A 25898-nucleotide genomic window follows, 5' to 3' on the forward strand; every position below is an offset into this window, starting at 1 on the left:
GAGTAAGGAATTGCACATGGATTACATCCGCGCAATCGAGCGTCAGCAGATCCGCGAGGACATCCCGCAGGTCCGCGTTGCCGACAACGTCAAGGTTCACTACCGCATTAAGGAAGGCGACCGCGAGCGCATCCAGGTTTTCCAGGGTGACGTCATCCGCATGGCCGGCGCCGGTGCCCGTGAGACCTTCACCGTCCGCAAGATTTCCTTCGGTGTCGGTGTTGAGCGTACCTTCCCGCTTCACAGCCCCAAGATCGCCAAGCTCGAGGTCGTCCGTCATGGTCGCGTCCGTCGCGCCAAGCTGTACTACCTCCGCGACAAGGTGGGCAAGGCTGCTCGCATCCCCGAGAAGCGCTAAGAAGATCGCAGCGTCTGTCCACTCGTTTGGACACAAGGGTCACCTTCGGGTGGCCCTTCTTTTTATCTGATTTCCATGCAAGGAGGGCCTGGTATGGCCAATATGACGAGCTCGATTTCGGCATCGCAGGTTGCCGGCGAGCTGGCGAGTGCCACGTTCGAGGAGATTCCCGCCCTCGTGGAGCACTATCGCGAGGATCCGCGCCAGCAGGTGATCAAGGCTTGCGAACGCGCACTTAAGCGCCATGCCAAGGAACTTTCCGAGCGCGAGCGCGTCAACGGCATGTACGAGCTTATGCATGAGCTCGGCGGCGATGGCGTGGTCGTTGGTGTTGACGAGGTGGGGCGCGGCTCTGTCGCCGGCCCGTTGACGGTCTGCGCTGTCTGCCTTCCCATGGAGCCGCGCGTTTGGGGCATTAACGATTCCAAAAAGCTCACGCCTGCCCGTCGTGAGCTGCTCTCGGTGCAGATTGCCGAGGTGGCTACGGCCATTGGTTTTTGCCATATCGCGCCTGCGGACATCGATGAGATGGGCATGGCCCGCGCCATCCGCACTGCCGTCGCGGGTGCGGTGGCCGATACGGGGCTCGAGCCCGATTGCGTGCTTATGGACGGCAACCCTTTGGGCGCCGTCCCTAACGAGCGCGATGTGGTCAAGGGAGATGCCAAAATCGCCTGCATCGCCGCTGCTTCCATTATGGCCAAGGTCACGCGTGACGAGATGATGGTCGAGTACGACGCCGAGTATCCCGAATATCATTTTGCCGAGTCGAAGGGCTACGCGAGTCCCGAGCACATTGAGGCTATTCGTAAACATGGCCTTTCTCCGTTGCATCGTGTGAGCTTCTGCGGAAATTTTTTGCAGACGGAGCGTCTTTTTTAAGGCAAATATGGAGACAGGGACTTCTGGGATTTTATAAACCAGCTGGTGGGGACCGCATGCAACGCAATTGTTGCATGCGGTCCCTTTTTTGTTTGTTTTTGGTTGGTCTTTGGTTTTCTTTTGGTACTTACCCGCAAGAAAGGCGGCCTCATGATCGGGTCAATATCGTGCGCGGGAAAGGAGACCCCATGTGCGCCGCAAGTGCAAAGAGCAAGACGCAACAGCTCAAAGAGCTTTGGGAGAGCGGGGAGATTGATTGCGCGTCGATTACGCCTGGGTTCATTAAGGGCCTCAGTCCTCGAGAACTGGGCATGCTGGGCGAGCTTATTGCAATCGATTACTTTCGCGAGCGCGGTTATGCCCTCTTGGAACAGGGCTACCGGTGTCCCGAGGGCGAGGCCGATCTGGTACTGCTTGATGAACTTGATGATGTCGTGGTGATGGCTGAGATCAAGACAAGGCGCGTCGCCCTAGATTGCAACACGCGGGTCTTTCCCGAGGAGGCGGTGGACGCCCAAAAGCAGCGTCGCTACCGCCGTATAGCGAGTTGTTACCTTATGGATCACTATCCCCTTAAGGCGATTCGCTTCGACGCGGTGGGCGTTACTATCCGCGGCGGTCATATTGCGGAGATTGAGCATCAATACAACGCATTCGATTGGCAGGTATCGTGATGGCGTTTGACACCTTTGCCGTCCACGCTGCATGCATTCGTGGCGTCGAGGCGATTCCCGTCACGGTCGAGGTCTCGCTTGCCGGCGGTATTCCGGGTATCCAAATGCTTGGCATTCCAAGTATGGAGGTGATGGAGTCGCGTGGCCGCATACGCTGCGCAATGCGCTCGGCGGGATTTGAGATTCCACGGGCGGGCATTACCGTCAACTTGGCTCCGGGCGACATCCGTAAAACGGGCAGTGGTTTTGACCTGCCGATTGCCATCGCGGTACTGGCGGCCGATGGGCAGATTCCCCGCGACCATCTAGACCATTGCCTTATTGTCGGTGAGCTCGGGCTGGATGGTAGCGTGCTGCCCGTAAAAGGCGAGGTTGCGTTTCAGTTGTTGGCGCGTGATATGGGCCTGTCCTTTATTGCGGGAAGGTCGGATCAACATGTGCCGCTTGCCGGTGTGGACTGTGGCTTTATCGACCATCTGTCTCAGCTCGCCCGCGGTATGGGCGAGGCGGCTCGGCATTATCTGGATTCCGAGGGTGTCGAGGCGTCGTTTGAGCCAGAACTTGATTATGCCGATGTGCTGGGGCAGGAGGTTGCCAAGCGCGGCATTGCGCTCGCGGCGGCGGGGGAGCTCGGCCTGCTTATGATTGGCTCGCCGGGTTCGGGCAAGACCATGCTCGCACGCCGCATGACGGGTATCTTGCCCGAGCTTTCTCTCGAGGATCAGCAAGAGGCGCTGTGCATCCATTCGGTCTTGGGCGAGAACATCGATGGTTTGCTGGCGGGACACCGGCCGTTCCGTAGCCCCCACCACAGCATTTCGACTGCGGGCCTTATTGGCGGCGGACGGCCGGTGCACCCGGGCGAGATTAGCCTAGCGCACGGCGGCGTGCTCTTTTTAGACGAGCTTGCCGAGTTTCCCAACAGCGTGCTGCAGACACTCCGTCAGCCCATAGAGCGCGGCTACGTCAAGATCGTACGCGTCGATGGAGCTTTCACGTTTCCCTCGAGGTTCCAGCTGCTTGCCGCGAGCAATCCCTGTCCCTGCGGCTTTTTGGGCGATCGCGAGGTACCGTGCCGCTGCTCGGCTTCGATGGTTGAGCGCTATCGGTCTAAGCTACGTGGTCCCTTGGCCGATCGTATTGACCTTATGATTGACGTGACCCGACCCGACCCGCAGGTAATTATCGAGGGTGCCGAGGGTATGTCGTCAGCTGAACTACGTGACTATGTTGTGCGGGGTCGGGCATTTCGTGCCTGGCGTGAGTCCCGTTTGGACGATGCAGATGCCGAGGCCGAGGACGATGAGTCACGTTCCATCGACGGCGTCGTTTCGACCTTTGCGCTCGATGGGGCAGCGGAAAAGTGCGTGCTCGGCCTGTCGAGGCGCACGCATCTTACCGGTCGCGGCATCGTGCGCTTGGTGCGTATCGCGCGCACGATTGCCGATGTCGCCGAAAGTGAGCGGGTAACCCAAGACCACGTGCTCGAGGCGGCGATGTACCAGGGGAGGAGGGACCAGTAATGCCCGAGGAGACTTTTGAGCTGCATCCCGGTGATGCGTTGTATCCAGCTACCGTTTTGGAGCTCTCTGATGTACCCCAGACGCTTTATGTGCGTGGCGACCCCGCCGCACTGTCGACGCCCGCGCTCTCCATCATCGGCGCTCGCAAGGCCTCGCCGTACGGCCTTGCCGTGGCAGAGCTGGCCGCGAAAGTTGCGGTCGAGGCGGGCGTGACGGTGGTCTCGGGCGGTGCGGTCGGCTGCGACCAGGCCTCGGGTTGGGCCGCGGTCAACGCTGGTGGCAGACACGTCGTGGTGTTGGGTACGGGTGCCGACGTGGTTTACCCGCGCTCGAGTGCAGGGCTCATCGCGCGCACGATCGATACGGGCGGCGCGGTCGTGTCCATCTCGCCTTGGGGTATGGGGCCACGCAAGTTTGCCTTTCCGCGGCGTAACCGGGTGATTGCCGCGCTTTCGCAGGCGCTCTTCGTGTCGGAGGCCGGCATGCCCTCGGGCACGTTCTCGACAGCGGAGGCCGCCATGGACCTGGGGCGCGAACTGCTCGCGGTACCTGGCTCCATTTTGTCACCAGAGTCGCGTGGGACCAACTACCTCATCGCCAACGGTGCCTGCTGCATTGTTGACGAGGAGTCTATTGAGATGGCCATCTCGCGAATTTACGGCACCCTGCGCTATTCGCGTCCCGATGCGCCCGGTATCGCCGATCTGGACCCCACGCAGCAGGCCGTGATGCACGCGCTCATTGCCTCGCCGCTCAAGGTCGATGACATTGCCGCGCTCGTCTCCCTCGATGCCGTCGGCGTGCTCAAACTCCTGGGCTCACTCGAGCTCGAGGGACTCATCGAGCGCATGATGGATGGAAGGTATGCGCCCTCAAAGTTTGCGCTTCACGCTCAGACGCCCTTCGGTCACAATGGAAAGCGTGTCAATTAGAAAGGTGTTTGCAGATGCTGTTTGATCAAGTGACGGTTATCGGTGGCGGTCTGGCGGGATCGGAATGCGCGATGCAGCTGGCAGATCGCGGGTTTGCCGTAAAGCTGTGCGAGATGCGGCCGCTGGTGACCTCTCCTGCCCACCATACCGATCACTTGGCGGAGCTCGTCTGCTCCAATTCGTTTAAGTCGACCCGACCCGATTCCGCCGCCGGCCTGTTGAAGGCCGAACTCGAGCGTATGGGTTCGGTGCTGCTCGACTGCGCTCATCGCGCTGCCGTTCCCGCTGGTGGCGCCTTGGCGGTCGACCGTGTTAAATTCTCCGAGCTCGTCGAGGCCGAGGTTGCCGCCCGTCCCAATATCGAGGTCGTTCACGGCGAGGTCACCCAGATTCCCGAGGGCCATGTGGTTATCGCCGCGGGTCCCTTGTGCTCGCCGGCGTTGAGCGGGGAGGTCATGAAGCTCGTCGGTGGTGATTCCCTGGCGTTCTTTGACGCCGCGGCCCCGATTGTCGATGCCTCGACGCTCGATATGGATGTGCTGTTCTCGCAGTCGCGCTACGAGGAGCAGGGGAGTGGCGACTATCTCAATGCCCCGCTCAACAAGGAGGAGTACGAGGCCTTTATCGAGGCGCTTACCACGGCCGATCGCGTGGTGCTCAAGGACTTTGAGGGCGGGGACCTCTTCCAGGCCTGTCAGCCAGCCGAGGAGGTTGCGCGCACGGGCAAGGATGCCATCCGCTTTGGCGCTATGAAGCCCGTCGGGCTCACCGACCCGCGCACCGGTCGCCGTCCCTGGGCGGCGATTCAGCTGCGCGCCGAGAACAAGGAGAAAACCGCCTATAACCTGGTTGGTTTCCAGACCAACCTGACCTTCGGCGAGCAGAAGCGCGTTTTTCATATGGTTCCCGGTCTGGAGAATGCCGAGTTCTTCCGCTATGGCGTCATGCATCGCAATACCTTTGTCGATGCTCCCCATGTGCTCGATGGGACCTTCGCCGTGCCCGGCACGGGCGTGCGCCTTGCCGGACAGATTACCGGTACGGAGGGTTACATGGAAGCGGTCGCGACGGGTCTCCTCGCTGCGCTCAATACCTATGCCGAGGCTATCGAGGTTGCTCCTGTCGAGCTGCCGCGCGTGGGCGCTCTCGGCGCGCTCGTGGGCTATGCGACCGATCCCGCTACGGTCGGATATCAGCCCATGCATGTTAATTTTGGCCTGGTGCCTTCCCTCGAGGACGGTAAACGCCGCAGCAAACGTGAGCGCTATCAGGCCTATGCGGATCGCGCCCTTAAGGCCTTGGATTCCTATCTGGAATCGCGCTCCGACTTGTTTGGAGGCGACCGGTCATAGCCTTTGACCTGTACGGTGCCGTCGACTCGTTCATAGCCTATATTGCACGCGTCGAGGGGCTTTCTTCTAACACTGTTATCGCTTACGGCTCTCGTCTGGAGCGTTTTGCCGCTTGGTGCGAGCGTGGGGATATCGATGCACGCACGGCGGACGTACGTACCGTTCGCATGTATCTGGCAGAGCTGTCGCGCGAGCAGGTGGCGCCCAGGACGATTGCGGCGCACCTGTCTGCCATTCGTTCGTTCTATCGATGGATGGCTGCCGAGGGTCTTATCGATGGAGACGCTGTCTCTGCGATTGCCTCGCCCAAGCTTCCACGCGATTTGCCCGGGGTGCTGACCACCCAGCAGGTTAAGGCACTGCTTGCATCGCCAGACGTTTCAACGCCTGCGGGACTGCGCGATGCGGCGATGCTCGAATTGCTCTATGCATCGGGGGCTCGCATCTCCGAGCTTGCGGCACTCAATGTTGAGTCCATTGCTTGGTCTGAGCGAACGCTGCGGCTTTGGGGTAAGGGGAGCAAGGAGCGTATCGTGCCCCTGTATCGGCGTGCTCTCGATGTGACCCACCGCTATATTGAGGAAGGAAGACCGGAGCTTCTTGCTCACGCAAAGCGTGGCGACGGTACGAACGGTGTGCATCCGCTGTTTATCTCGGCACGCGGCAACCGTATGAGCGCCGCCATGCTTAGGCGACGGTTTCATATGTTGGCGACGCTTGCGGGTATCCCTTCCGATATCGCCCCGCATGCGATGCGCCATACTTTTGCGACCGATTTGCTCGAGGGCGGAGCGGACTTGCGCTCTGTCCAGGAGTTGCTGGGGCATGCAAGCTTGTCCACCACGCAGATTTATACGCATCTCACGCCCGATCGGCTCAAACGCGCCGTTACCCAAGCTCTTCCTCGCGGCGAATAAGGCAGGAGATGGGTTCTATCCAATCGATCGCGCTTCCGTGTGTGTGGTTTTGATTTCGGGTTGGCAGAAAGATGTAATCCTGCTATCATTCATCGGGTTGCTTCACGGCAACAGGTTTTTATCACGCACGCGCGGCTACTTCATACCGTGGTGCCCGGGCTTTGGTAGCACATGTCCGGGTTGGTTTTGGAGGATGACCCCGCGCGGAGGCAAACCACAGGAGGTTTAACATGGCTACCAAGATTAATATCCGCACCCTGCTCGAGGCCGGCTGCCACTTCGGTCACCAGACCCGTCGTTGGAACCCCAAGATGAAGCCGTTCATCTTCGGTGAGCGCAACGGCATCTACATCCTCGACCTCAAGCAGACCATTCTTGACGCCGACCAGGCTTACACCTTCGTCAAGAACGTTGCCAAGGGTGGCAACGTGCTGTTCGTCGGCACCAAGAAGCAGGCTCAGGAGGCCGTCAAGAACGCCGCTGAGCGCGCCAACATGCCTTACATCAACCAGCGTTGGCTCGGCGGCATGCTGACCAACTTCGTCACCATCCGCTCCCGCATCAACCGCATGGAGGAGCTCGAGGCCATGGTCGAGGACGGCCGCATGGCTGTTCTTCCCAAGAAGGAGCAGGCTGTTCTGGGTAAGGAGCTCGCTAAGCTCCAGACCAACCTCGGTGGCGCCCGCGACATGAAGGGTCTGCCCCAGGCTCTCTTCGTCATTGACACTAAGCGCGAGGAGAACGCCATCAAGGAAGCCCAGCGCCTGAACATCCCCGTCGTCGCTCTGATCGATACCAACTCCGATCCCGACGAGGTCGAGTACGGCATCCCCTGCAACGATGACGCCATCTCCGCTGTCACCCTTATGTGCGAGCTCATGGCCGACGCTTGCCTCGCTGGCTCCGGCAAGGAGCAGGTCTCCGAGGCCGAGATGGCCGCTGAGCCCAAGGCCGAGTAAATCAGTCCTAATTAAGTCTTTTTCATCTCTTTGAAAGGAACCACAATGGCCCAGATTACCGCCGCTATGGTCAAGCAGCTCCGCGAGATGACCGACTCCCCGATGATGGAGTGCAAGAAGGCTCTCGTCGAGGCTGACGGTGACATGGACGCCGCTGTTGACGTTCTGCGTAAGAACGGCCTCGCTAAGGCTGCCAAGAAGGCTGGCCGCGAGACCAACGAGGGCGCTGTCGCCGCGTTCGTCTCCGAGGATGGCAAGACCGGCGCTCTGCTCGAGCTCTCCTGCGAGACCGACTTCGTCGGCTCCAACGCCAAGTTCACCGGCTTTGCTTCCAAGGTCGCCGAGGTTGTCGCCACCACCGAGCCGGCCGATGTCGACGCTCTGCTCGAGAAGCCGATGGGCGAGGAGACCGTTTCCTCCGAGCTCACCGAGATGATTCACATCATGGGCGAGAACATGAAGATCTCCCGCTTCGCCGCCCGCAAGGCCGAGAACGGCGCTCTCGCTTCTTACATCCACATGGATGGTAAGATCGGCGTCCTCGTCGAGTTTGCTTTCGAGAAGGCTGAGACCGCTCAGGCTGAGTCCTTCAAGACCTTTGCCCACGACGTTGCCCTTCAGGTTGCCGCTGTCGCTCCGATCTGCGCTACCCGCGATCAGGTTCCGGCCGAGACCGTCGAGCATGAGAAGCAGATTTACATGGCTCAGGCTGCCGAGTCCGGCAAGCCCGAGGCCATCCAGGAGAAGATGGCTGTTGGCCGCCTGGAGAAGTTCTACAAGCAGTCCGTGCTCACCGAGCAGGAGTTCATCAAGGACAGCTCCCTCACCATCAAGAAGTACGCTGAGCAGGTCTCCAAGGAGCTCGGCGATACCATTACCGTCGTTGCCTTCGACCGTCTGGTCCGTGGCGAGTAAATAAGCTCTTGTAGCTGGTAATGAGCAGGCTGTGGGTTTTACTCACAGCCTGCTTTTTCATGGCTCTAAGCAGAGCCTTTGATATCATATTGAGAGTCTAATTAAAGGAGGATCGCTTTGTCCGACATCCGATATAAACGCGTGCTTCTGAAGCTTTCCGGCGAAGCACTGATGGGCGATGGCCACTATGGCATCGACCCCAAGATTACCGACCATCTTGCCAAGCAGGTCAAGGAGCTGCTCGCCGTTGGCCATGAGGTCGGCATCGTTGTCGGCGGCGGCAATATTTTCCGCGGCATGGCTGGAGCTGCCGGCGGTATGGAGCGTGCTCAGGCCGATTACATGGGCATGCTTGCAACCGTTATGAACGCGCTCGCCCTGCAGGATGCCTTCGAGCATAACGATGTTCCCTGCCGCGTTATGAGTGCCATCCAGATGAATGAGATTTGCGAGCCCTATATTCGTCGTCGCGCCATCAATCACCTGTCCAAGGGCAATGTCGTTATCTTCGCAGCCGGCTCGGGCAATCCGTACTTTACGACTGACACCGCCGCGGCCCTTCGCGCCTGCGAGATCGGTGCGGAGATTCTGATTAAGGCCACCAAGGTCGACGGTATCTACGACAAGGATCCCGTCAAGTGCGCCGATGCCGTCCGCTTTGACAAGATCACCTATCACGAGGTGCTCGTCCGCGGCCTGCAGGTTATGGATTCTACGGCTACGGCCCTGTGCCAGGATAACCGTATGCCCATTTTGGTCCTCAACATCGATGGCGAGGACAACGTCAAGCGCGCGCTTTCGGGTGAGCCCGTCGGCACGCTCGTCTATCAGGAGGATTAAGCATGGCAGAGAACATCACCGCCCACATGGACAAGTCGCTCGAGTCCCTCAAGCATAACTTCTCCAAGGTCCGTACCGGCCGAGCCAACGCTAACATTCTGTCCGACATCACCGTCGATTATTACGGTGTTCCCACGCCGGTCACGCAGGTTGCCGCCGTAAAGACCCCCGAGGCCCACATGCTGCTCATCGAGCCGTGGGATAAGGCGCTTATCAACGCCATCGTCAAGGCCATCGGCGCTTCCGATCTGGGTATTACCCCCAACTCCGATGGCACCGTTGTTCGTCTTCCGTTCCCGGCTCCCACCGAGGAGCGCCGTCGCGAGCTCGTCAAGGAGTGCCGCGAGTACGCCGAGCAGGCCAAGGTGTCTATCCGTAACATCCGTCGCGACTTTAACAACAAGCTCGAGCGCGATGAGGAGCTTACCGAGGACGACGTCCGCCGTGAGCAGGCCAAGGTGCAGAAGCATACCGACGAGTATGTCGCCAAGGTCGAGGAGCTTCTGAAGGAAAAAGAAGCCGAGGTCATGGAGATCTAAGGTGCAATACGACGAGAACAAACTGGTCGAGTACTTTGCCGACGCCCCTGCGGGCGTCGGTTTTTCCGACCTTGACCTCAATAACATTCCGCGCCATATCTCGTGCATCATGGACGGCAACGGTCGCTGGGCTACGGCGCGAGGTCTTGCCCGTACCGAGGGCCACAAGGCGGGTATCGTCTCCCTTCGTGAGATCATTACCGCCTGCGTGCGTCTGGGCGTCGACGTGCTTTCCGCCTATGCGTTTTCAACCGAAAACTGGAACCGCCCGCAGCATGAGGTTAACGTCTTGATGCATCTGTTTGCCAAGACGTTTATCGATGAGCTGCCGCTTCTGAAGCGCGAAAACGTCCGTGTTGTCTTTTTGGGTGATATTTCCGCGCTGCCCAAGAAGACCCGCGACGTTTTTGAATGCGGTCTTGCCGAGTGCGCTGATCACACCGGTATGACGCTGGCGCTTGCCGTCAACTACGGCGCGCGTGCCGAGATTACCCGTGCCGCCCGTCAGCTTGCGCTCGATGCTGCCGCCGGCAAGATCGACCCTGCTGCTATCGACGATGATATGGTTGCTTCGCACCTGTACACCGCCGGTCTTCCCGATCCCGAGCTGGTCATTCGCACCTCTGGTGAGCTTCGCCTTTCGAACTATCTGCTGTGGCAGGTGGCTTATTCCGAGTTCTATGTCACCGATACCTATTGGCCTGACTTTGATCGTTGGGGCCTTGTCGACGCCATTTTGGCCTATCAGGGCCGTGACCGTAGGTTTGGTGGACTGAGCAAGACCGAGGAGGCTTAATCGTGTCCGATCGTCCCAAGGCATCTGCTCCCAAGACGCCTGCGCGCAAAGCTGCCACTGCGGGAGCGCCTGCAGCGAAGAGCGGCACCGGTTCGTGGCTTGCGGGCTTTATTACCCGTGCCGCCGCCGGTATCGTCTACGCCGTTGTCTTTATCCTGTGCCTGGTTTTGGGTATCGTGCCCACCGCCATTTTTGTCTCTGTCATGAGCGGGCTTTGCTGCTTTGAGTTTTTCCGTATGACGAGGCTCGATGGCAAAGTCGCCAACGAGCATCTGGGCATTATTGCCGCCGTGCTCTTTCCGTTATCGGCGCTTGGCGATTCGCTTTTGCTGAACGCCCTGCTTTTCGCACTGATGCTCGCGGTGGGCATTTGGTATGTTTGGTCGCCGCGTACCCGCATCTCTGATGTGGCCGTGACGCTCATGGGTCCCATCTACACAGGCTTTATGCTGTCGGCTATTGTGCTGCTGCGCGATGCCGTGCCCGGTTTTGCCGGCGCCCTGCTTTCAGTGGGTGTTTGCGCGTCCCTTTGGGTCTCCGATTCGTTTGCCTACATCGTGGGCAGCCGTATCGGCAAACACAAGATGGTTCCCAAGATCTCTCCCAACAAGAGCTGGGAGGGCTTTGTTGGTGGCATCTTGGGCTCGGTTCTCATCTGGCTCATTTTGTGGGCGACGCATTTCTATAAGCTGAGCTTGCCCTATGCGCTGCTTTGTGGCGTGGTTGTGTCCATCCTGGGCGTTATCGGCGACCTTATCGAGTCGCGCATCAAGCGCGGTGTGGGCGTCAAGGATTCCGGTAACCTTATCCCGGGCCACGGCGGCATGCTCGATCGTAGCGATTCGCTTATCTTCGGCTGCATCACCGCGCAGCTGATGCTGATGATCGGAGGCGTGCTGTAATGTCCTTCCAGACGACCTATGGCTCCGATGGACGTCTCCGTGTTGCCATCCTGGGCTGTACGGGCTCTATCGGCACTCAGGCGCTCGATGTTTGCCGTCAGCATGCCGATCGTCTGCAGGTGACGGCGCTTTCCGTTAGTTCCAGCACCTCCGAGCTCGTTGCCGCTGCCCGCGAGTTCTCGGTTCCGGCGGTTGCCGTGGCCGATGTCGCTCATGGCGATGACGCCGTGCTGCAGGAGTTGCCCGAGGGAACGGAGCTCGGCGTAGGTGCGCAAGCGGTTTGCGAGCTCGCGCGTCGCGACGATGTTGACTGCGTGCTTGTCGCTATTGTGGGCGCCGCCGGTCTCGAGGCGAGCCATGCGGCCTTGACCTCGAATAAGCGCCTTGCCCTTGCCAATAAGGAGTCGCTCGTTGTTGGCGGTGACCTGCTGATGCCGTTGGCTCAGCCCGGTCAGCTTATCCCGGTCGATTCCGAGCACTCTGCAATTTACCAATGCTATCTGGGTGAGAATCCGCGCGAGGCCCATTGTATTTGGCTTACCTGTTCGGGCGGTCCGTTCTTTGGCCGTTCGCGCGAGGAACTCGACCGTGTGACGCGCGCCGATGCCCTGGCGCACCCTACGTGGGCTATGGGTGCCAAGATCACGATTGACTCCGCTACCCTCATGAACAAGGGCCTGGAGCGTATCGAGGCGATGCACTTGTTCGGTTGCGACCTCGACTTTATCAACGTGGTCGTGCAGTGCCAGTCAAAGATCCATTCGATGGTCGAGTTTGCCGACGGCTCCGTGATGGCGCATCTCGGGGCATCTGACATGCGCATTCCCATCCAGTTTGCCTTCTCGTATCCCGAGCGCTGGGATACTCCGGCTCCGCGCATCGATTTCCGCGAGTTGGGTCAGCTTACCTTTGATGCGGCCGACATGGATACGTTCCGCTGCCTGGCGCTGGCCGAGCGTGCGGGCAAGACGGGCGGCACCATGCCGTGCGTGCTCAATGCCGCCAACGAGGTCGCCGTCGATGCCTTCCTGCATGATGGCTGCAGTTTTACCGATATCGATCGCATTGTGGAATCCTGTATGGATGCGCATGATGCGCAGACGGTCGATTCGTTTGAACAGCTTCGCGGTATCGATGCGTGGGCGCGTGAAAAGGCCGCGCAAGTGCTCGCCGCAACCCGTTTTTAACCCATAAGGATTGCTTTTTCGTTTTATGGAAACTGTTCTGAGCGTTCTCTCATCGGTCTTTTGGGGCCTGCTGATGCTTTCCGTCCTCGTGTTTTTGCACGAGGGCGGCCACTTTTTGGCGGCGCGTGCCTGCGGCGTCCGGGTGACTGAGTTCTTTTTGGGCCTGCCGTGTCGCTTTGATATCCACCATACGTCTCGTCGGATCGGCACCAAGTTTGGCGTGACCCCGCTGTTGCTGGGTGGGTATGCTGCCATCTGTGGCATGGATCCGACCGATGTCTCGTATGCCGATCGCGTGCTTGCCGCCATCTATCGCCACGGCCGTGTGACGGTGGCCGATCTTGCCGTCGAGCTTGAGCTGTCCGAGGAGGATGTGCTCGAGGCCTGTGCTTTGCTGCTGGGTTGGGGCTCCATAGCTCCTTGGTATGAAGAAGGAGAAAAGCCTTCGCCTGGTTACTATCCCACCAAGTACCAGACCCTGCCGCGTGATGCAGCGGGTTATACCACCTTTGACGGCCGTCGGTTCGATCGCGAGCACGCGACTGCCGAGGGCGATGTATGGGAACTGCCGTGCGGCGAGGCCGAATTCCTTGCACGCGAGCGCTCGCACACCTATTTGGGTCAGGGCTTTGTCAAGCGTGCCTTTATGCTGCTTGCGGGCATTATCGTCAATATCCTGACGGGCTTTTTGCTCCTTATGAGCATCTATTCCATCGCGGGTGTCACGGTGCCGGTGGACACCAATGTGATCGGCCAGGTTGACGAAGGCTCGATTGCCTCCGCGGCGGGAATCGAGGATGGCGACGCGATTCTTTCGGTCGACGGAGTATCGTGCTCTACCTGGATGGACGTTTACGATGCCATTGGCAAGGCTGCCGGTAAGGACGATATCGCCATTGAGTACGAGCGTGACGGCAAGAAGCATTCGACCACGGTTGCGCTCAAAGAGGACGAACGCCTAGGTGTGTATGTCTCTACGCAGGTGGTCCGTTTAGACCCTATCACGTCGGCTCGCCTGTCGTTCTCCTATGTCGTGCAGACAGCGAAGGGCGTGATGCGCCTGCTCCAGCCTCAGCATACGATGGAGATTCTCGATCAGTCCTCTTCGATCGTGGGTATTAGCGTTATGTCCTCGCAAGCTGCTGCTGCCGGCCCTGCCACGTTCCTTTCGTTTGCCGCCCTCATTTCGTTCTCGCTTGGCTTTATGAACCTGCTGCCCATCCCGCCACTCGATGGCGGCAAGTTGGTCATCGAGATCATTCAAAAGATTGCGGGCCGCGAGCTTCCGCTCAAGGTCCAGACGATTGTGAGCTATGTGGGCATCGCGCTCTTTGCGCTGCTGTTTGTCTATATGCTTCGTTCCGACATCCTTCGATTTATTCTGTAGGGGAGTGTTTGGATTGTCTTTATCCCATCCTTTGCCTCGCGAGTTGACGCGCCCCGTGCATGTGGGCGGCGTGCAGATCGGTGGAGGCGCGCCGGTGGTGGTCCAATCCATGACCTGCACCGATACCGCTGATGCCCAGGCAACGCTTGCGCAAGTGTGCGCGTTGGCGCAGGCTGGCTGCGATATCGTGCGCGTGAGCGTGCCCACCGAGGCCGCGCTTGAGGGTTTCCGCGCCATCTGTGCCGAGTCTCCGGTGCCGATCGTTGCCGATATCCACTTTAACCATAAGCTCGCCATTGGTGCCGTTGAGGCCGGTGCTGCCAAGCTGCGCATCAATCCCGGCAATATCGGCGATTGGGCCAAGGTTGACGCGGTGATCGATGCTGCGGGTGCCGAGGGCTGTGCGATTCGTATCGGCGTCAATGCTGGTTCGCTTGAGCAGGATATCGCTGAGCGCGACGACCTCACGCAGCCCGAAAAGCTTGTGATGTCGAGCGAACGTTTCGTCAAGCATTTTGAAGACCGCGGCTTTACGGACATTGTGCTTTCGGCCAAGGCCCATAGCGTGCAAACGACGCTCGACACCTATCGTGCCCTGTCGCGTGAGATTCCCCACGTTCCGCTTCACCTGGGTGTAACCGAGGCGGGTACCAAGCTACAGGGCACCATCAAGAGCTCGGTGGGCCTTGGCATCCTGCTGTCCGAGGGAATCGGTGACACCATGCGCGTTTCGCTCACGGCCGATCCGGTTGAGGAGCCGCCGGTCGCCTGGGGAATTTTGCAGTCGCTGGGCCTGCGTCGCCGCGGCCCCGAGATTGTCTCGTGCCCCACGTGCGCCCGCTGTCAGGTTAACCTGATCGCAATCGCCGAGGAAGTAACCGAGCGGCTTAAGAACTATGCCGCGCCGCTTTCGATTGCCGTCATGGGATGTGCCGTCAATGGCCCTGGTGAGGCTTCTGATGCCGACCTGGGCGTTGCTTGCGGACGTGGTCAGGGCCTGCTCTTTTCGCACGGCCAGATCATTGGTAAAGTAGCGGAGGACCAAATTGTCGACGCGCTTATGGCCGAGGTCGACAAGCTTATTGAGGAGAAATAAATGACCCGACCAATGTATATGTCTAAGCTGTATGCTCCGACGCTCAAAGAGGATCCGGCCGACGCTGAGCTTGCGAGCCATCGCCTGCTGCTCCGTGCCGGTATGATCCGCAAGGAGGCCGCCGGTCTCTATTCCTATCTGCCGCTCGCGTGGCGCTCGATTCGCAAGATTGAGAACATCGTGCGCGACGAGATGGACGCCGCCGGCGCCCAGGAGCTCATGATGCCCATCATGGTCGATGCCGAGCTGTGGCGTGAGTCCGGCCGTATCGATGCCTATGGCAAGGAGCTCGTGCGCTTTGATGACCGCCACGGCCGCGAGTTCGTGCTCGGCCCCACGCACGAGGAGACCGTGACTGCCCTGGTGCGCAACGAGCTGCGTTCATACAAGCAACTGCCGGTGAATCTCTATCACATCCAGGACAAGTTCCGCGACGAGTTCCGTCCCCGCTTTGGCCTGATGCGCGGTCGCGAGTTCATCATGAAAGACGCCTACAGCTTTTCTGCCACGCAGGAGAGCCTGCAGGAGGAGTACGACAAGATGAAGCAGGCCTACGCCAATATCTGCGAGCGCTGCTACATTAAGGCCCTGCCCGTCGTCGCCGATTCCGGCGAGATCGGTGGCGACACTTCCGTCGAGTTTATGGCGCTGGCAGAGGCCGGCGAGGCTTCGCTGGTCTACTGCGACGATTGTGGCTTTGCTGCCGATGACGAGGCGGCAAGCACCAAGGTCGTTGTGACCGAGGGCCCCGGCGACGGCACACTCACCAAGGTCGAGACTCCGGGTATGGGCACCATCGAGGCCGTCGCCAAGTTCTTCGGCTTCCCCGAGAACGGTACGCGCAAGTCGCTGGCTCTCATCGACGCCGAGGGCAAGCCGGTTGTGGCCATCGTTCCGGGCGATCATGAGCTCAACGACTGCAAGGCCGAGCATGTCTTTGGCAAGGGCTATCGCATGATGACCGACGAGGAGCTCCAGACCTACGGTCTGCATAAGGGCTTTATCGGACCGGTTAACCTGCCCGAGGGCATTCGTCTGGTCTGCGACGAGAGCCTGCGCGAGTCCAAGCAGTGGGCCTGCGGTGCCAACGAAGTCGACTATCACTTTACCGGTGCCTGCCCCGAGCGCGACTTTACCGTCGACGAGTGGGCCGACCTGGTTACCGTCGTTGCCGGCGACCCTTGCCCGCACTGCGGCAAGCCGCTCTCCGCTGCTCGCGGTATCGAGGTTTCCCAGGTCTTCCAGCTGGGCACCAAGTACTCCGAAGCCATGGGTGCCACCTTTATGGACGAGGACGGCAAGGAGAAGCCGCTTATCATGGGTTGCTACGGCGTGGGCGTGTCCCGCTCGCTCGCTGCCGTCGTGGAGCAGCACAACGACGAGCACGGTATCGTTTGGCCGGTCTCTGTTGCCCCGTACGAGGTTGCGGTGATTCCGCTCGACCCCAAGAAGGAGGAGTGCGCTTCTGTTTGCGATCAAATCGTCGAGGGTCTGTGCGCCGAGGGTATCGAGGTTGTCGTTGACGACCGTGACGAGCGTCCCGGCTTTAAGTTTGCCGACAACGACCTTATGGGCTTCCCTTATCAGGTGGTGCTCGGCAAGCGCGGCCTTAAGAACGGCACCGTCGAGCTCAAGGACCGTGCCACGGGCGAGCGCGAGGATGTGGCAATCGATGAGATTGTCGCCAAGGTCGCTGAGCTTGTGAAAGCAGCACGCCGTTAATCGAGCCCGCTGCGTTTAGTGCACTTGTTAAGCGGCCCTGCGTCTCTCGAGGTAGAGATGCAGGGCCGCTTTTGCGTCTAAGGGACATTTCTTGCTAAAAGGAAAACCCCGCAGCCCATGCGAGCTGTGGGGTTTTCCTTTGTGCCTCCGATGCGAAATAAATCGCTCAGATATTACTGATAATCGACGACGTCGATCCAGTTCTTCAGGAACTCATCGTTCACGTTGCGCTTACGAGCGAGCTCGGAAGCGGCGACGATGCTCGTCCACTGACGCACGACCTGCATGGGCATGTCGGCGCGATCGCAGTAGAGCTCCAGGTAGGCCTCGGCCTGGTCCTTGCTGTTGAGGGCAAAGAGCAGGTAGCTGGTGGCAACGTCGGCAGCAGGGGAGCCCTGGGTGGCGTGTGCCCAGTCGCAGACGTACAGCTGGCCGTCGTCGCCAACGATGACGTTGGAGGGGTTGAAGTCGCCGTGGCAGACCTTGAACTCCTTGGTCATGCCGTCCAGACGCTCCTGAAGGTTGTAGCGCGTGGTGGCATTGAGCTGATCGAGGCTGTCGATCATGCGGGCGAACTTGTCGCGCTGACGGTTGAGCAGCGGGGAGGTGTAGCCGTGGATCTCGATCTGGAGGTCGACGAACATCTCGAGGTACTCACCAAAGCGCTGGGGCTCGGCAGTCATCTTCTCGGCAAGGGTAGTGCCCGGAACCTTCTCGGTCACGAGCGCCCAGCCGTTGGCGTTCTCGAGCTGAGAAACCTCGAGAGCCTTGGGGCTGCGGATGCCGCACTCATTGATGCGGGCAAGATTCAAAGCCTCGTTGAACACGTCGGAGACGGGCTTGGTCTCGTTAAAGACCTTGACGATCTTGTCGCCCAGGTCGTAAACGACTTTGTTGCCGCGACGGACGAGCTCGGTCTTGGATTCGGGGAGCAGCATGATTGCATCCTTTCAACGATGCGATAGAAGCAGCGGCGGGGGCGTGCGTGCGCCCGTTCACCCCCGCCGAAATAACCGTGCTAAAAACTAGCAGACGGCGTAGTCCTGGGGCTCGCGGCCATAGTAGGCGTCCAGGTAGAGCTCCTTGATCTCGCTCATGAGCGGGTAGCGCGGGTTAGCGCCGGTGCACTGGTCGTTGAATGCCTGCTCGGTCATCTCGTCGAGGGTGTCGAGGAAGTACTGCTCGTCAACACCGTAGTCGGCGATGGTCTTCTTGACACCGATGAAGTCCTTGAGCTCCTCGAGCTTCGTGATGAAGTTCTCGAAGATCTCCTTGTCGTCCTTGCCCTCGATACCGCAGTACTTGGCCATCTCGGCGTAGTTGTGCAGCGCGTTGGGGTAAGGATACTGGGAGAACGTGCCCATCTTGACGGGGGCCTCGGCGGCGTTGTAGCGCATGACGCGAGTCAGGATGATGGCGTTGGCGATGCCGTGGGGCAGGTGATGGAAGGCACCGAGCTTGTGGGCCATGGAGTGGTTGAGGCCCAGGAAGGCGTTGGCGAAGGCCATACCGGCCATGCAGGAGGCGTTGTGCATCTCCTCGCGGGCATGCGGGTCCTTGGCGCCGTTTTCGAAGCTGGAGGGCAGGTTCTCGAAGACGAGCTTGGCAGCGCGCTCGGAGAGGCCCTTGGTGTAGTCGGAGGCCATGATGGAGACATAGGACTCGATGGCGTGGGTCATGACGTCGATGCCGGAGGCGGCGGTCAGGCCGCGCGGGGCGGTCATGCAGTTGTCGGCGTCAACGATAGCCATGTTGGGGAGCAGCGCGTAGTCGGCGAGCGGCCACTTGATGCCGGTCTCCTTGTCGGTGATGATGGCGAAGGGCGTGCACTCGGAACCGGTGCCCGAAGAGGTCGGGACGGCGACGAAGTAGGCCTTCTTGCCCATCTCGGGGAAGGTGAAGATACGCTTGCGGATGTCCATGAAGTCCATGGCCATGTCCTCAAACTTGCACTCGGGGTGCTCGTACATCATCCACATGATCTTGCCGGCGTCCATAGCGGAGCCACCGCCAACGGCGATGATGACGTCCGGCTCAAAGAGAGCCATCTGCTTGGCGCCGCGACGTGCGCACTGCAGCGACGGATCGGGCTCGACGTCGTAGAAGCAGTCGTGGGCGATGCCCATCTCGTCGAGCTTGGCCTCGATGGCGCGGGTGTTGCCATTCTTGAAGAGGAACTGGTCGGTGACGATAAAGGCGCGCTTCTTGCCCATGACGCTGCCCAGCTCGTCGAGAGCGACGGGCGTGGAACCCTTCTTGAAGTAGACCTTCTCGGGAGCGCGGAACCACAGCATGTTCTCACGGCGCTCGGCCACAGTCTTAACGTTGATCAAGTGCTTCACCCCAACGTTCTCGGAGACGGAGTTGCCGCCCCAGGAGCCGCAGCCCAGGGTCAGAGACGGCTTCATGCCAAAGTTGTACAGGTCACCGATGCCGCCGTGCGAGGACGGGGTGTTGATGACGATACGGCAGGCCTTCATGACATGCTCGAACAGGCTGATCTTATCGGCCTGGGCGGGATGCACGTACAGAGAGGCGGTGTGGCCCGGGCCACCGGCGAGTACCAGGTGCTCGGCCTTGTCGACGGCCTCCTGGAAGTCCTTGGCGTGATACATGGCCAGGACAGGGGAGAGCTTCTCGTGGGAGAACTCCTCCTTGGCGGGGTCGGTGGAGGTGACCTCGGCGATCAGGATCTTGGTCTTGGCGGGAACCTCGATACCGGCGAGCTCGGCGATCTTGGCGGCAGCCATGCCGGGGATGCGGTGATCGAGAGCGCCGTTCTTGAACATGGCGCCGCGCAGGGCCTCCATCTCGGCACCCTGCTTGACGAAGTAGCAGCCGCGCTTCTGGAATTCGGCCTTAACCTGGTCATAGATGGTGTCGATGACGGTCACGGACTGCTCGGAAGCGCAGATCATGCCGTTGTCGAAGGTCTTGGAGTGGATGATGGAGTTGACGGCGAGCAGCACGTCGGCGGTGTCGTCGATGACGACCGGGGTGTTACCGGCGCCAACGCCCAGGGCGGGCTTGCCCGAGGAGTAGGCGGCCTTGACCATGCCCGGGCCACCGGTGGCGAGGATGATGTCGACATCGCGCATGACCATGTTGGTCAGCTCGATGGAGGGGACATCGACCCAGCCGATGATGCCCTCGGGGGCGCCGGCCTTGACGGCGGCGTCAAGCACGAGCTTGGCGGCGGCGATGGTGCACTTGGCGGCAGCCGGGTGCGGGGAGATGATGATGGCGTTGCGGGTCTTCAGGCTGATCAGCGTCTTGAAGATCGCGGTGGAGGTGGGGTTGGTCGTCGGGATGACGGCGCCCACGATGCCGATGGGCTCAGCGATCTTGGTGATGCCGTAGGCCTCGTCGCGCTCAATGACACCACAGGTCTTGGTGTTCTTGTAAGCGTTGTAGATGTACTCTGCGGCGTAGTGGTTCTTGATGACCTTGTCCTCAAGAACGCCGCGACCGGTCTCCTCGATGGCCATCTTCGCCAGCGGGATACGAGCCTTGTTGGCGGCCATGGCGGCCTCGTAGAAGATCTTGTCGACCTGCTCCTGCGTGTACGTAGCAAAAAGCGCCTGGGCCTCTCGCATCTGAGCGAGCTTAGCCTCAAGCGCCTCTACGTTGTCCACAATTGCGGGAGTAGTGTTTTCCGGTGACTTTTTCACCATTTGTGTCTCCTTGCGATCGGAGATTTACCCTACGTGTTGCATGATAGCAAGAAATTATTCGGCGAACGGTAAGATTCCCGTAAAAGGCACACTAAAACGCTTCAATCTACTGAAGCGTTTTAATTTAAAATATCAGCCTGGCATCGGCCCGCTCATTGGGGACAGACTTATATGAGTGCTTTCACTCATTTGGGACAGACATCGTTTTGCCATTTCGCTGTTCTGGACCTGTTATGGCGGTGCAGCTGCTCGATTATATCCATCTCAATCCTGTGAAAGGTTCGCTCGACTCACTCGAGGCGTACCGATGGTCAAGCTTCAAGGCATATCAGCTGGGCTACGATCCCTTTGACATTTGTGATGCGGCCCCTATGCTCGATATTGTCGGAGGCTCCCGTTGCTATTGCGAACATCTCAAGGAAGCTGCCGGGCGCATCTGGTCGGTGGAGGTTCTTCCACGCCGTCGGATCCCCGATGAGGAGGCCCTTTCCGTTGCGCGCGAAGTCCTGCCGAGCATAGATCCTACGCTGCTTAAGGCCCTGCCACGCCCCGAACGCGATGCCTGCCTGCTGAGGCTCAGGCAGGCACATCTCACGGTCAAGCAAATTGCCCGTATCACCGGTATCGGCGCTACAAGTGTGACCAAGGCCACTGCGGGCTGGAAGGAAGCTGCGTGAGGCAGGGGCCGGAGCTAGTCGGGGCGCCGCAGACACGCATCATGTCTGTCCCCAATGAGTGAAAACACCCATGTAAGTCTGTCCCCAATGAGTGAAAACACCCATGTAAGTCTGTCCCCAATGAGTGCAAAAAGGCGCCCTCCACAAGAGAGGACGCCTTTGGTAAGTTCTATGTGAACGCGAGGTCTTTGACCCGGAGAGTCCGAGGTACTTGTTGGTAAGACCTTATTTAGGAGCGCGCAACCTTGCCAGACTTAAGGCAGGTGGAGCAAACGTTCATCTTGCGACGGTGACCATCGACGACGACGTAGACACGCTGGATGTTGGGGCGGAACTTACGGTTGGTGACGCGGTGAGAGTGGCTGATGGAGCGACCGGCAACGGGGTGCTTACCGCAAACTTCGCAAACTTTGGACATAACTGACCCTCCTTGGGCGACAAACGAACATGTCGCGTTAACAAACAAGCCTGAACTATAGCACAGAAGCAGCTCCCTGTGCGTAATCTACACAGAGATATTTCTCTTATGGCGATAGTGCCCACGCTACGGCCCTGGACGTAGATCCGATTTGCGTGTAGCAGAGGGGATTATGCCAGCTCGCATCGACGTTTTCAAGCTTGTCCCGCAAATATATATAGGTTTATGGAGCGTTGAGTCCGTTTGCGGATTGCTCCGTATTAATGCTCGCAATTAAGCTCGGGGTTGGCTACACTATCCCTTGACCATTAAAGGGGTACGAGATACCCACATGGATTTATATTGCTGCCATAGAGCAGTCCTTCCTGTGGGTGTCTGGTCCGCTTTGAGCGGTCGGGCATCTATTTTTTTGACTGTATCAGCAGTCAAGACATGTGAGGAAGGAGATCGATGGGCACGACTTCCCCCAAGGCGGTCATCATGGACGAGACCGCCGTCAACCGAGCGATGACCCGCATCGCGCACGAGATTCTCGAGCGCAACGAGGGCTGTGAAGACCTCGCTCTGGTCGGCATCGTCACGCGCGGCGACCTTCTGGCAAAGAAGCTCGCCGAGGCGATCAAGGAGATCGAGGGTGTTGACGTCCCGCTCGGCAGCCTGGACATCAGCTTCTATCGCGATGACTATGCGACTAACTTCGCTCCCGCGATCCACGCTACCAACATTCCCTTCAGCGTCGACGGCAAGCGCGTCGTTTTGGTTGACGACATCCTGTACACGGGTCGCACCATCCGCGCCGCTCTGGACGCCGTTATGGACCTGGGCCGTCCGAGCCGCATCGAGCTGGCAGTTCTCGTTGACCGCGGCCACCGCGAGCTCCCTATCTCGCCGGACTTTGTCGGCAAGAACGTTCCCTCGTCGCACGAGGAGAACGTGCACCTATATATGAAGGAAGTCGACGGCCGTACCGCTGTCGAGATCAACGACGTCGCGCCGGGTTCCCACGTGGGCTCCGCGCCGCTGGGAGGTGAGTAGTACCGTGGCGTTCAATCATAAGCACCTGATCGACATTACCGAGTACTCCGAAGAGGACATCAAGCTCATCCTCGAGACCGCCAAGGCGTTCTCCGAGGTCAACGAGCGTGCCATCAAGAAGGTCCCCACGCTCAAGGGCAAGACTATCGTCAATATGTTCAACGAGCCCTCGACGCGTACCCGCAGCTCCTTCGAGCTTGCCGAGAAGCGTCTTTCGGCCGACAGCCTCAACTTTGGCGGCTCCTCGACCTCCACGGTCAAGGGCGAGAGCCTCGTCGATACCGTCGAGACGCTCAACGCCTACAAGATCGACTGCATCGTCGTGCGCGACAAACATGCCGGTGCTCCCTACATCGTCACGCAGAATTCGCCCGCGAGTGTTATCTGCGCCGGTGACGGTAAGCACAATCACCCCACGCAGGCCCTGCTTGACCTGTACACCATCTGGGAGCACAAGGGTGACTTCCACGGTCTGAAAGTCGCCGTCGTCGGCGACATCGCCCACTCCCGTGTTTGCGGCTCGCTGATCCCCGCGTTGAAGATCATGGGCTGCGAGACCTACGCCGTCGCCCCCGGCACGCTGCTGCCGCCGGCGCCCGAGGTTCTGGGCTGCGACCACGTGACGAGCGACCTCGATTCCGTCCTGCCCGAGCTGGACGTCGTTTACATGCTGCGCGTACAGCAGGAGCGCCTCGAGGGTGCCCCGTTCCCGACCATTCGCGAGTACCACAAGCTCTTCGGCCTGACCAAGGACCGTGAGAAGCTCATGAAGCCCGACGCGATCATTTGCCACCCGGGCCCCATCAACCGTGGCGTCGAGTTCGACTCCTATATGGCCGACCACCCGCAACGCTCCGTCATCCTGGAGCAGGTCTACGCCGGCATCTGCGTGCGTATGGCTATCCTGTATCTGCTGCTTGGAGGTGCCGATAATGGCCTTGCTTCTTAAGAATGCCCACGTCGTCGATCCGTCCGTCGAGCTTGACGGGGTCGTTGATGTCCTGATCGACGGCGACAAGATCGCCGAGGTCGGCGAGAACCTCGCCGCCGAGGGAGCCGAGGTCCGCGACCTTTCCGGTAAGTACCTTGTCCCTGGCCTGGTGGACATGCACGTCCACCTGCGCGAGCCCGGCTACGAGGTCAAAGAGGACATCGAGAGCGGCACCCGCGCAGCTGCCAAGGGCGGCTTCACTGGCGTGTGCGCCATGCCCAACACCGACCCCGTTACCGATAACGGTACCGTTGTTGAGTTCGTCAAGTCGCGCGCTGCCGAGGTCGGCCACTGCCGCGTCTATCCTTCCGGCGCCATGACCCGCGGTCTTAAGGGCGAGGCTATGTCCGAGATGGGCGATATGGTCGCCCACGGCGCCGTCGCCTTCACCGACGACGGTCGCGGCGTGCAGGGTGCAGGCATGCTCCGTCGCTGCATGGACTACGGCAAGATGTTCGGCAAGGTCTTCATGAGCCATTGCCAGGACGAGGACCTGGTCGGCCACGGCCAAATCAACGAGGGCAAGGTTTCGACTCGTCTGGCCCTCGAGGGCTGGCCGGCTGCCGGCGAGGAGCTCCAGATCGCCCGCGACATCGAGATCGCCAAACTGACCGGTGCCAAGCTGCATATCCAGCACATCTCCACCGCCCATGGCCTGGAGCTCGTGCGTGCCGGCAAGGCCGCTGGCGTTCAGGTTACCTGCGAGGCCACTCCGCATCACATGTTCCTGACCGAGAACGACCTGGACGAGACCTACAACACCTCGCTCAAGGTTAACCCGCCGCTGCGTACCGACGAGGATGCCGAGGCCATCCGCCAGGGTGTCATCGACGGCACCGTCGACGTCATCGTCACCGATCACGCTCCCCACACGCCGTGGGAGAAAGCCCGTGAGTTCGAGCTCGCGCCCTTTGGCATGATCGGCCTCGAGACCTCGCTGTCGCTCGTGCTCACCGAGCTGGTCAACACGGGCAAGATGGGTATGGGCCGCATGGTCGAGCTCATGGCTATTAAGCCGCGTGAGATCCTGGGCCTCGACCAGGTTCAGGTCAAGGCGGGCTCTGTTGCCGACCTGACCGTCTTCGACGCGTCTGTCACCTGGACGGTCGGCGAGGACGGTTACGAGTCGCGCGCCGAGAACTCCGGTTTTGCCGGCCGCACGCTCACCGGTCGTGCCACCGATGTGTTTGTCGGCGGTAAACAGACGCTTGCCGACGGCTGCATCTGCTAGCATAGCCTTATCGCTTTTGCGCGCGGTGCCCTTGCGGTGCCGCGCTTTCTGTTCGTTTGGTCCATGCAACTGCATGGGGGATTGGAGCGTCTATGCCCACACCTTCCACTGCACGCATGCACGACTTCGAGGTCGTCTCGAACCAGGAGATCGCCGACGGCATCTTCTCGCTCGTTATTTCGGCCCCCAAGCTTGCAAGTGCGCTCAAGCCCGGTCAGTTTGTGAACATCGCCGTGCCCGGCGATGCCTCTTCGCTGCTTCGCGTGCCCTTGAGCTTCTATCGCTCTGACGCCGAGGCCGGTACCGTCGAGCTGTGGTACGCCGTCGTGGGCGACGACACCCGTCGTCTGTCGCAAATGGGCCCCGGCTCCAAGTCCAACCTGTTGGGCCCTGGCGGCCGCGGCTGGCTGGTACCCGAGGGCACCAGGAAGGCGCTGCTCGTGGCGGGCGGCATCGGTGTTCCGCCCGTGCTGTGCCTCGCTGGCATGCTTGCCGAGCAGGGCGTGGCCGTTGACGTGTGCCTGGGTTTTGGCACCGCGTCCAAGGTCGTGGGCGTCGATGAGTTCCGCGCGCTGGGAGCCACGGTCAACGTGTGCACCGACGACGGCTCGTTGGGTACGCACGGCTTATGCACCGATCCTGCCGCTGAGCTGCTCGGCAAGGGCGGTTACGACTACGTCGCCAGCTGTGGTCCCGCCGTTATGATGAAGAAAGTCGCCGCCGCTGCCGCCGAGGCCGGCGCGTACTGCGAGGTGTCGCTCGAGCGCATGATGAGCTGCGGCTTTGGTGCCTGCAACACCTGCAATGTCGAGACGGTCGACGGTATGAAGGGCGCCTGCATGTGCGGCCCCGTGTTTGATGCTTCCAAGGTGGTGGTCTTCTAGTGGGTAC

The 25898-nt window shown here is 60.1% G+C and carries 25 protein-coding genes; 22 read left to right on the forward strand and 3 right to left on the reverse strand.

The window, feature by feature from the left end:
• Positions 1-16 precede the first annotated feature (16 nt).
• From rplS to ACTNBY_RS06185, 17 genes are all read left to right on the forward strand, one after another.
• Positions 17-358, forward strand: coding sequence for a 50S ribosomal protein L19 (gene rplS / locus ACTNBY_RS06105; RefSeq protein WP_117583231.1), 342 nt, complete (start codon positions 17-19; stop codon positions 356-358).
• Positions 359-451: 93 nt separating this feature from the next.
• A complete protein-coding gene (locus tag ACTNBY_RS06110) occupies positions 452-1240 on the forward strand; it encodes a ribonuclease HII (RefSeq protein ID WP_441063812.1) in 789 nt (262 codons plus the stop codon).
• 188 nt (positions 1241-1428) lie between these two features.
• Positions 1429-1914: a YraN family protein gene (locus tag ACTNBY_RS06115; protein ID WP_154516246.1), complete on the forward strand. Its 486-nt coding sequence runs from the start codon at positions 1429-1431 to the stop codon at positions 1912-1914.
• Positions 1914-3437 (forward strand): YifB family Mg chelatase-like AAA ATPase, encoded by a 1524-nt coding sequence (locus tag ACTNBY_RS06120; RefSeq protein ID WP_441063814.1) that lies wholly within the window; start codon positions 1914-1916, stop codon positions 3435-3437. Before ACTNBY_RS06115 ends, ACTNBY_RS06120 begins: the two co-directional genes overlap by 1 nt.
• On the forward strand, positions 3437-4369 hold the full coding sequence (locus tag ACTNBY_RS06125) for a DNA-processing protein DprA (protein ID WP_427747922.1): 933 nt from the start codon (positions 3437-3439) through the stop codon (positions 4367-4369). Before ACTNBY_RS06120 ends, ACTNBY_RS06125 begins: the two co-directional genes overlap by 1 nt.
• A 14-nt stretch (positions 4370-4383) precedes the next feature.
• Positions 4384-5721 carry a methylenetetrahydrofolate--tRNA-(uracil(54)-C(5))-methyltransferase (FADH(2)-oxidizing) TrmFO gene (gene trmFO, locus ACTNBY_RS06130; RefSeq protein ID WP_441063816.1) on the forward strand — a complete coding sequence of 446 codons (1338 nt, stop codon included), beginning with the start codon at positions 4384-4386 and terminating at the stop codon, positions 5719-5721.
• Positions 5722-5729: 8 nt separating this feature from the next.
• Positions 5730-6638 (forward strand): tyrosine recombinase, encoded by a 909-nt coding sequence (locus ACTNBY_RS06135; protein ID WP_441063845.1) that lies wholly within the window; start codon positions 5730-5732, stop codon positions 6636-6638.
• A gap of 230 nt (positions 6639-6868) precedes the next feature.
• Positions 6869-7597, forward strand: coding sequence for a 30S ribosomal protein S2 (gene rpsB, locus ACTNBY_RS06140; RefSeq protein ID WP_055285135.1), 729 nt, complete (start codon positions 6869-6871; stop codon positions 7595-7597).
• A 45-nt stretch (positions 7598-7642) separates the two neighbouring features.
• Positions 7643-8512 carry a translation elongation factor Ts gene (gene tsf, locus ACTNBY_RS06145; RefSeq protein WP_441063818.1) on the forward strand — a complete coding sequence of 290 codons (870 nt, stop codon included), beginning with the start codon at positions 7643-7645 and terminating at the stop codon, positions 8510-8512.
• A gap of 117 nt (positions 8513-8629) precedes the next feature.
• Positions 8630-9352: a UMP kinase gene (gene pyrH / locus ACTNBY_RS06150; protein ID WP_154516255.1), complete on the forward strand. Its 723-nt coding sequence runs from the start codon at positions 8630-8632 to the stop codon at positions 9350-9352.
• Between the two features lie 2 nt (positions 9353-9354).
• A complete protein-coding gene (frr, locus tag ACTNBY_RS06155) occupies positions 9355-9891 on the forward strand; it encodes a ribosome recycling factor (protein WP_006236112.1) in 537 nt (178 codons plus the stop codon).
• 1 nt (position 9892) lies between these two features.
• On the forward strand, positions 9893-10687 hold the full coding sequence (locus ACTNBY_RS06160) for an isoprenyl transferase (RefSeq protein WP_441041581.1): 795 nt from the start codon (positions 9893-9895) through the stop codon (positions 10685-10687).
• 2 nt (positions 10688-10689) lie between these two features.
• Positions 10690-11589 (forward strand): phosphatidate cytidylyltransferase, encoded by a 900-nt coding sequence (locus ACTNBY_RS06165; protein WP_441063819.1) that lies wholly within the window; start codon positions 10690-10692, stop codon positions 11587-11589.
• Positions 11589-12776, forward strand: coding sequence for a 1-deoxy-D-xylulose-5-phosphate reductoisomerase (dxr, locus tag ACTNBY_RS06170; RefSeq protein WP_441063820.1), 1188 nt, complete (start codon positions 11589-11591; stop codon positions 12774-12776). Before ACTNBY_RS06165 ends, dxr begins: the two co-directional genes overlap by 1 nt.
• 25 nt (positions 12777-12801) lie before the next feature.
• The gene (locus ACTNBY_RS06175; protein ID WP_441063821.1) at positions 12802-14163 is read left to right on the forward strand and encodes a M50 family metallopeptidase; all 1362 of its coding nucleotides are present in this window, start codon (positions 12802-12804) and stop codon (positions 14161-14163) included.
• 13 nt (positions 14164-14176) lie between these two features.
• On the forward strand, positions 14177-15259 hold the full coding sequence (gene ispG / locus ACTNBY_RS06180; protein WP_441063822.1) for a flavodoxin-dependent (E)-4-hydroxy-3-methylbut-2-enyl-diphosphate synthase: 1083 nt from the start codon (positions 14177-14179) through the stop codon (positions 15257-15259).
• Positions 15260-16981, forward strand: a complete 1722-nt coding sequence (locus ACTNBY_RS06185; protein ID WP_441063823.1) for a proline--tRNA ligase — start codon at positions 15260-15262, stop codon at positions 16979-16981.
• 173 nt (positions 16982-17154) lie between these two features.
• Here the strand turns inward: ACTNBY_RS06185 and ACTNBY_RS06190 are convergent, their stop codons facing one another.
• On the reverse strand, positions 17155-17919 hold the full coding sequence (locus ACTNBY_RS06190) for a phosphotransferase (protein WP_441057376.1): 765 nt from the start codon (positions 17917-17919) through the stop codon (positions 17155-17157).
• A gap of 87 nt (positions 17920-18006) precedes the next feature.
• Positions 18007-20655 carry a bifunctional acetaldehyde-CoA/alcohol dehydrogenase gene (gene adhE / locus ACTNBY_RS06195; RefSeq protein WP_441063824.1) on the reverse strand — a complete coding sequence of 883 codons (2649 nt, stop codon included), beginning with the start codon at positions 20653-20655 and terminating at the stop codon, positions 18007-18009.
• Between the two features lie 233 nt (positions 20656-20888).
• Between adhE and ACTNBY_RS06200 the strand changes: the two genes are divergently transcribed.
• Positions 20889-21332, forward strand: coding sequence for a hypothetical protein (locus ACTNBY_RS06200; RefSeq protein WP_441063825.1), 444 nt, complete (start codon positions 20889-20891; stop codon positions 21330-21332).
• A 229-nt stretch (positions 21333-21561) separates the two neighbouring features.
• Here ACTNBY_RS06200 and rpmB read toward each other — a convergent pair whose 3' ends face one another.
• A complete protein-coding gene (rpmB, locus tag ACTNBY_RS06205; RefSeq protein ID WP_022094725.1) occupies positions 21562-21750 on the reverse strand; it encodes a 50S ribosomal protein L28 in 189 nt (62 codons plus the stop codon).
• 450 nt (positions 21751-22200) lie between these two features.
• Between rpmB and pyrR the strand changes: the two genes are divergently transcribed.
• From pyrR to ACTNBY_RS06225, 4 genes are all read left to right on the forward strand, one after another.
• Positions 22201-22785 carry a bifunctional pyr operon transcriptional regulator/uracil phosphoribosyltransferase PyrR gene (gene pyrR, locus ACTNBY_RS06210; RefSeq protein WP_138374176.1) on the forward strand — a complete coding sequence of 195 codons (585 nt, stop codon included), beginning with the start codon at positions 22201-22203 and terminating at the stop codon, positions 22783-22785.
• 4 nt (positions 22786-22789) lie between these two features.
• A complete protein-coding gene (locus ACTNBY_RS06215) occupies positions 22790-23734 on the forward strand; it encodes an aspartate carbamoyltransferase catalytic subunit (protein WP_035138537.1) in 945 nt (314 codons plus the stop codon).
• Positions 23718-25007: a dihydroorotase gene (locus tag ACTNBY_RS06220; RefSeq protein WP_154516264.1), complete on the forward strand. Its 1290-nt coding sequence runs from the start codon at positions 23718-23720 to the stop codon at positions 25005-25007. The genes ACTNBY_RS06215 and ACTNBY_RS06220 overlap by 17 nt, the downstream gene beginning before the upstream one ends.
• Positions 25008-25123: 116 nt before the next feature.
• Positions 25124-25891, forward strand: a complete 768-nt coding sequence (locus tag ACTNBY_RS06225; protein WP_154516544.1) for a dihydroorotate dehydrogenase electron transfer subunit — start codon at positions 25124-25126, stop codon at positions 25889-25891.
• Positions 25892-25898 lie beyond the last annotated feature (7 nt).

The sequence above is a fragment of the Collinsella sp. HCP28S3_E12 genome (assembly GCF_052065595.1).
In the GTDB taxonomy this organism is placed as follows: domain Bacteria; phylum Actinomycetota; class Coriobacteriia; order Coriobacteriales; family Coriobacteriaceae; genus Collinsella.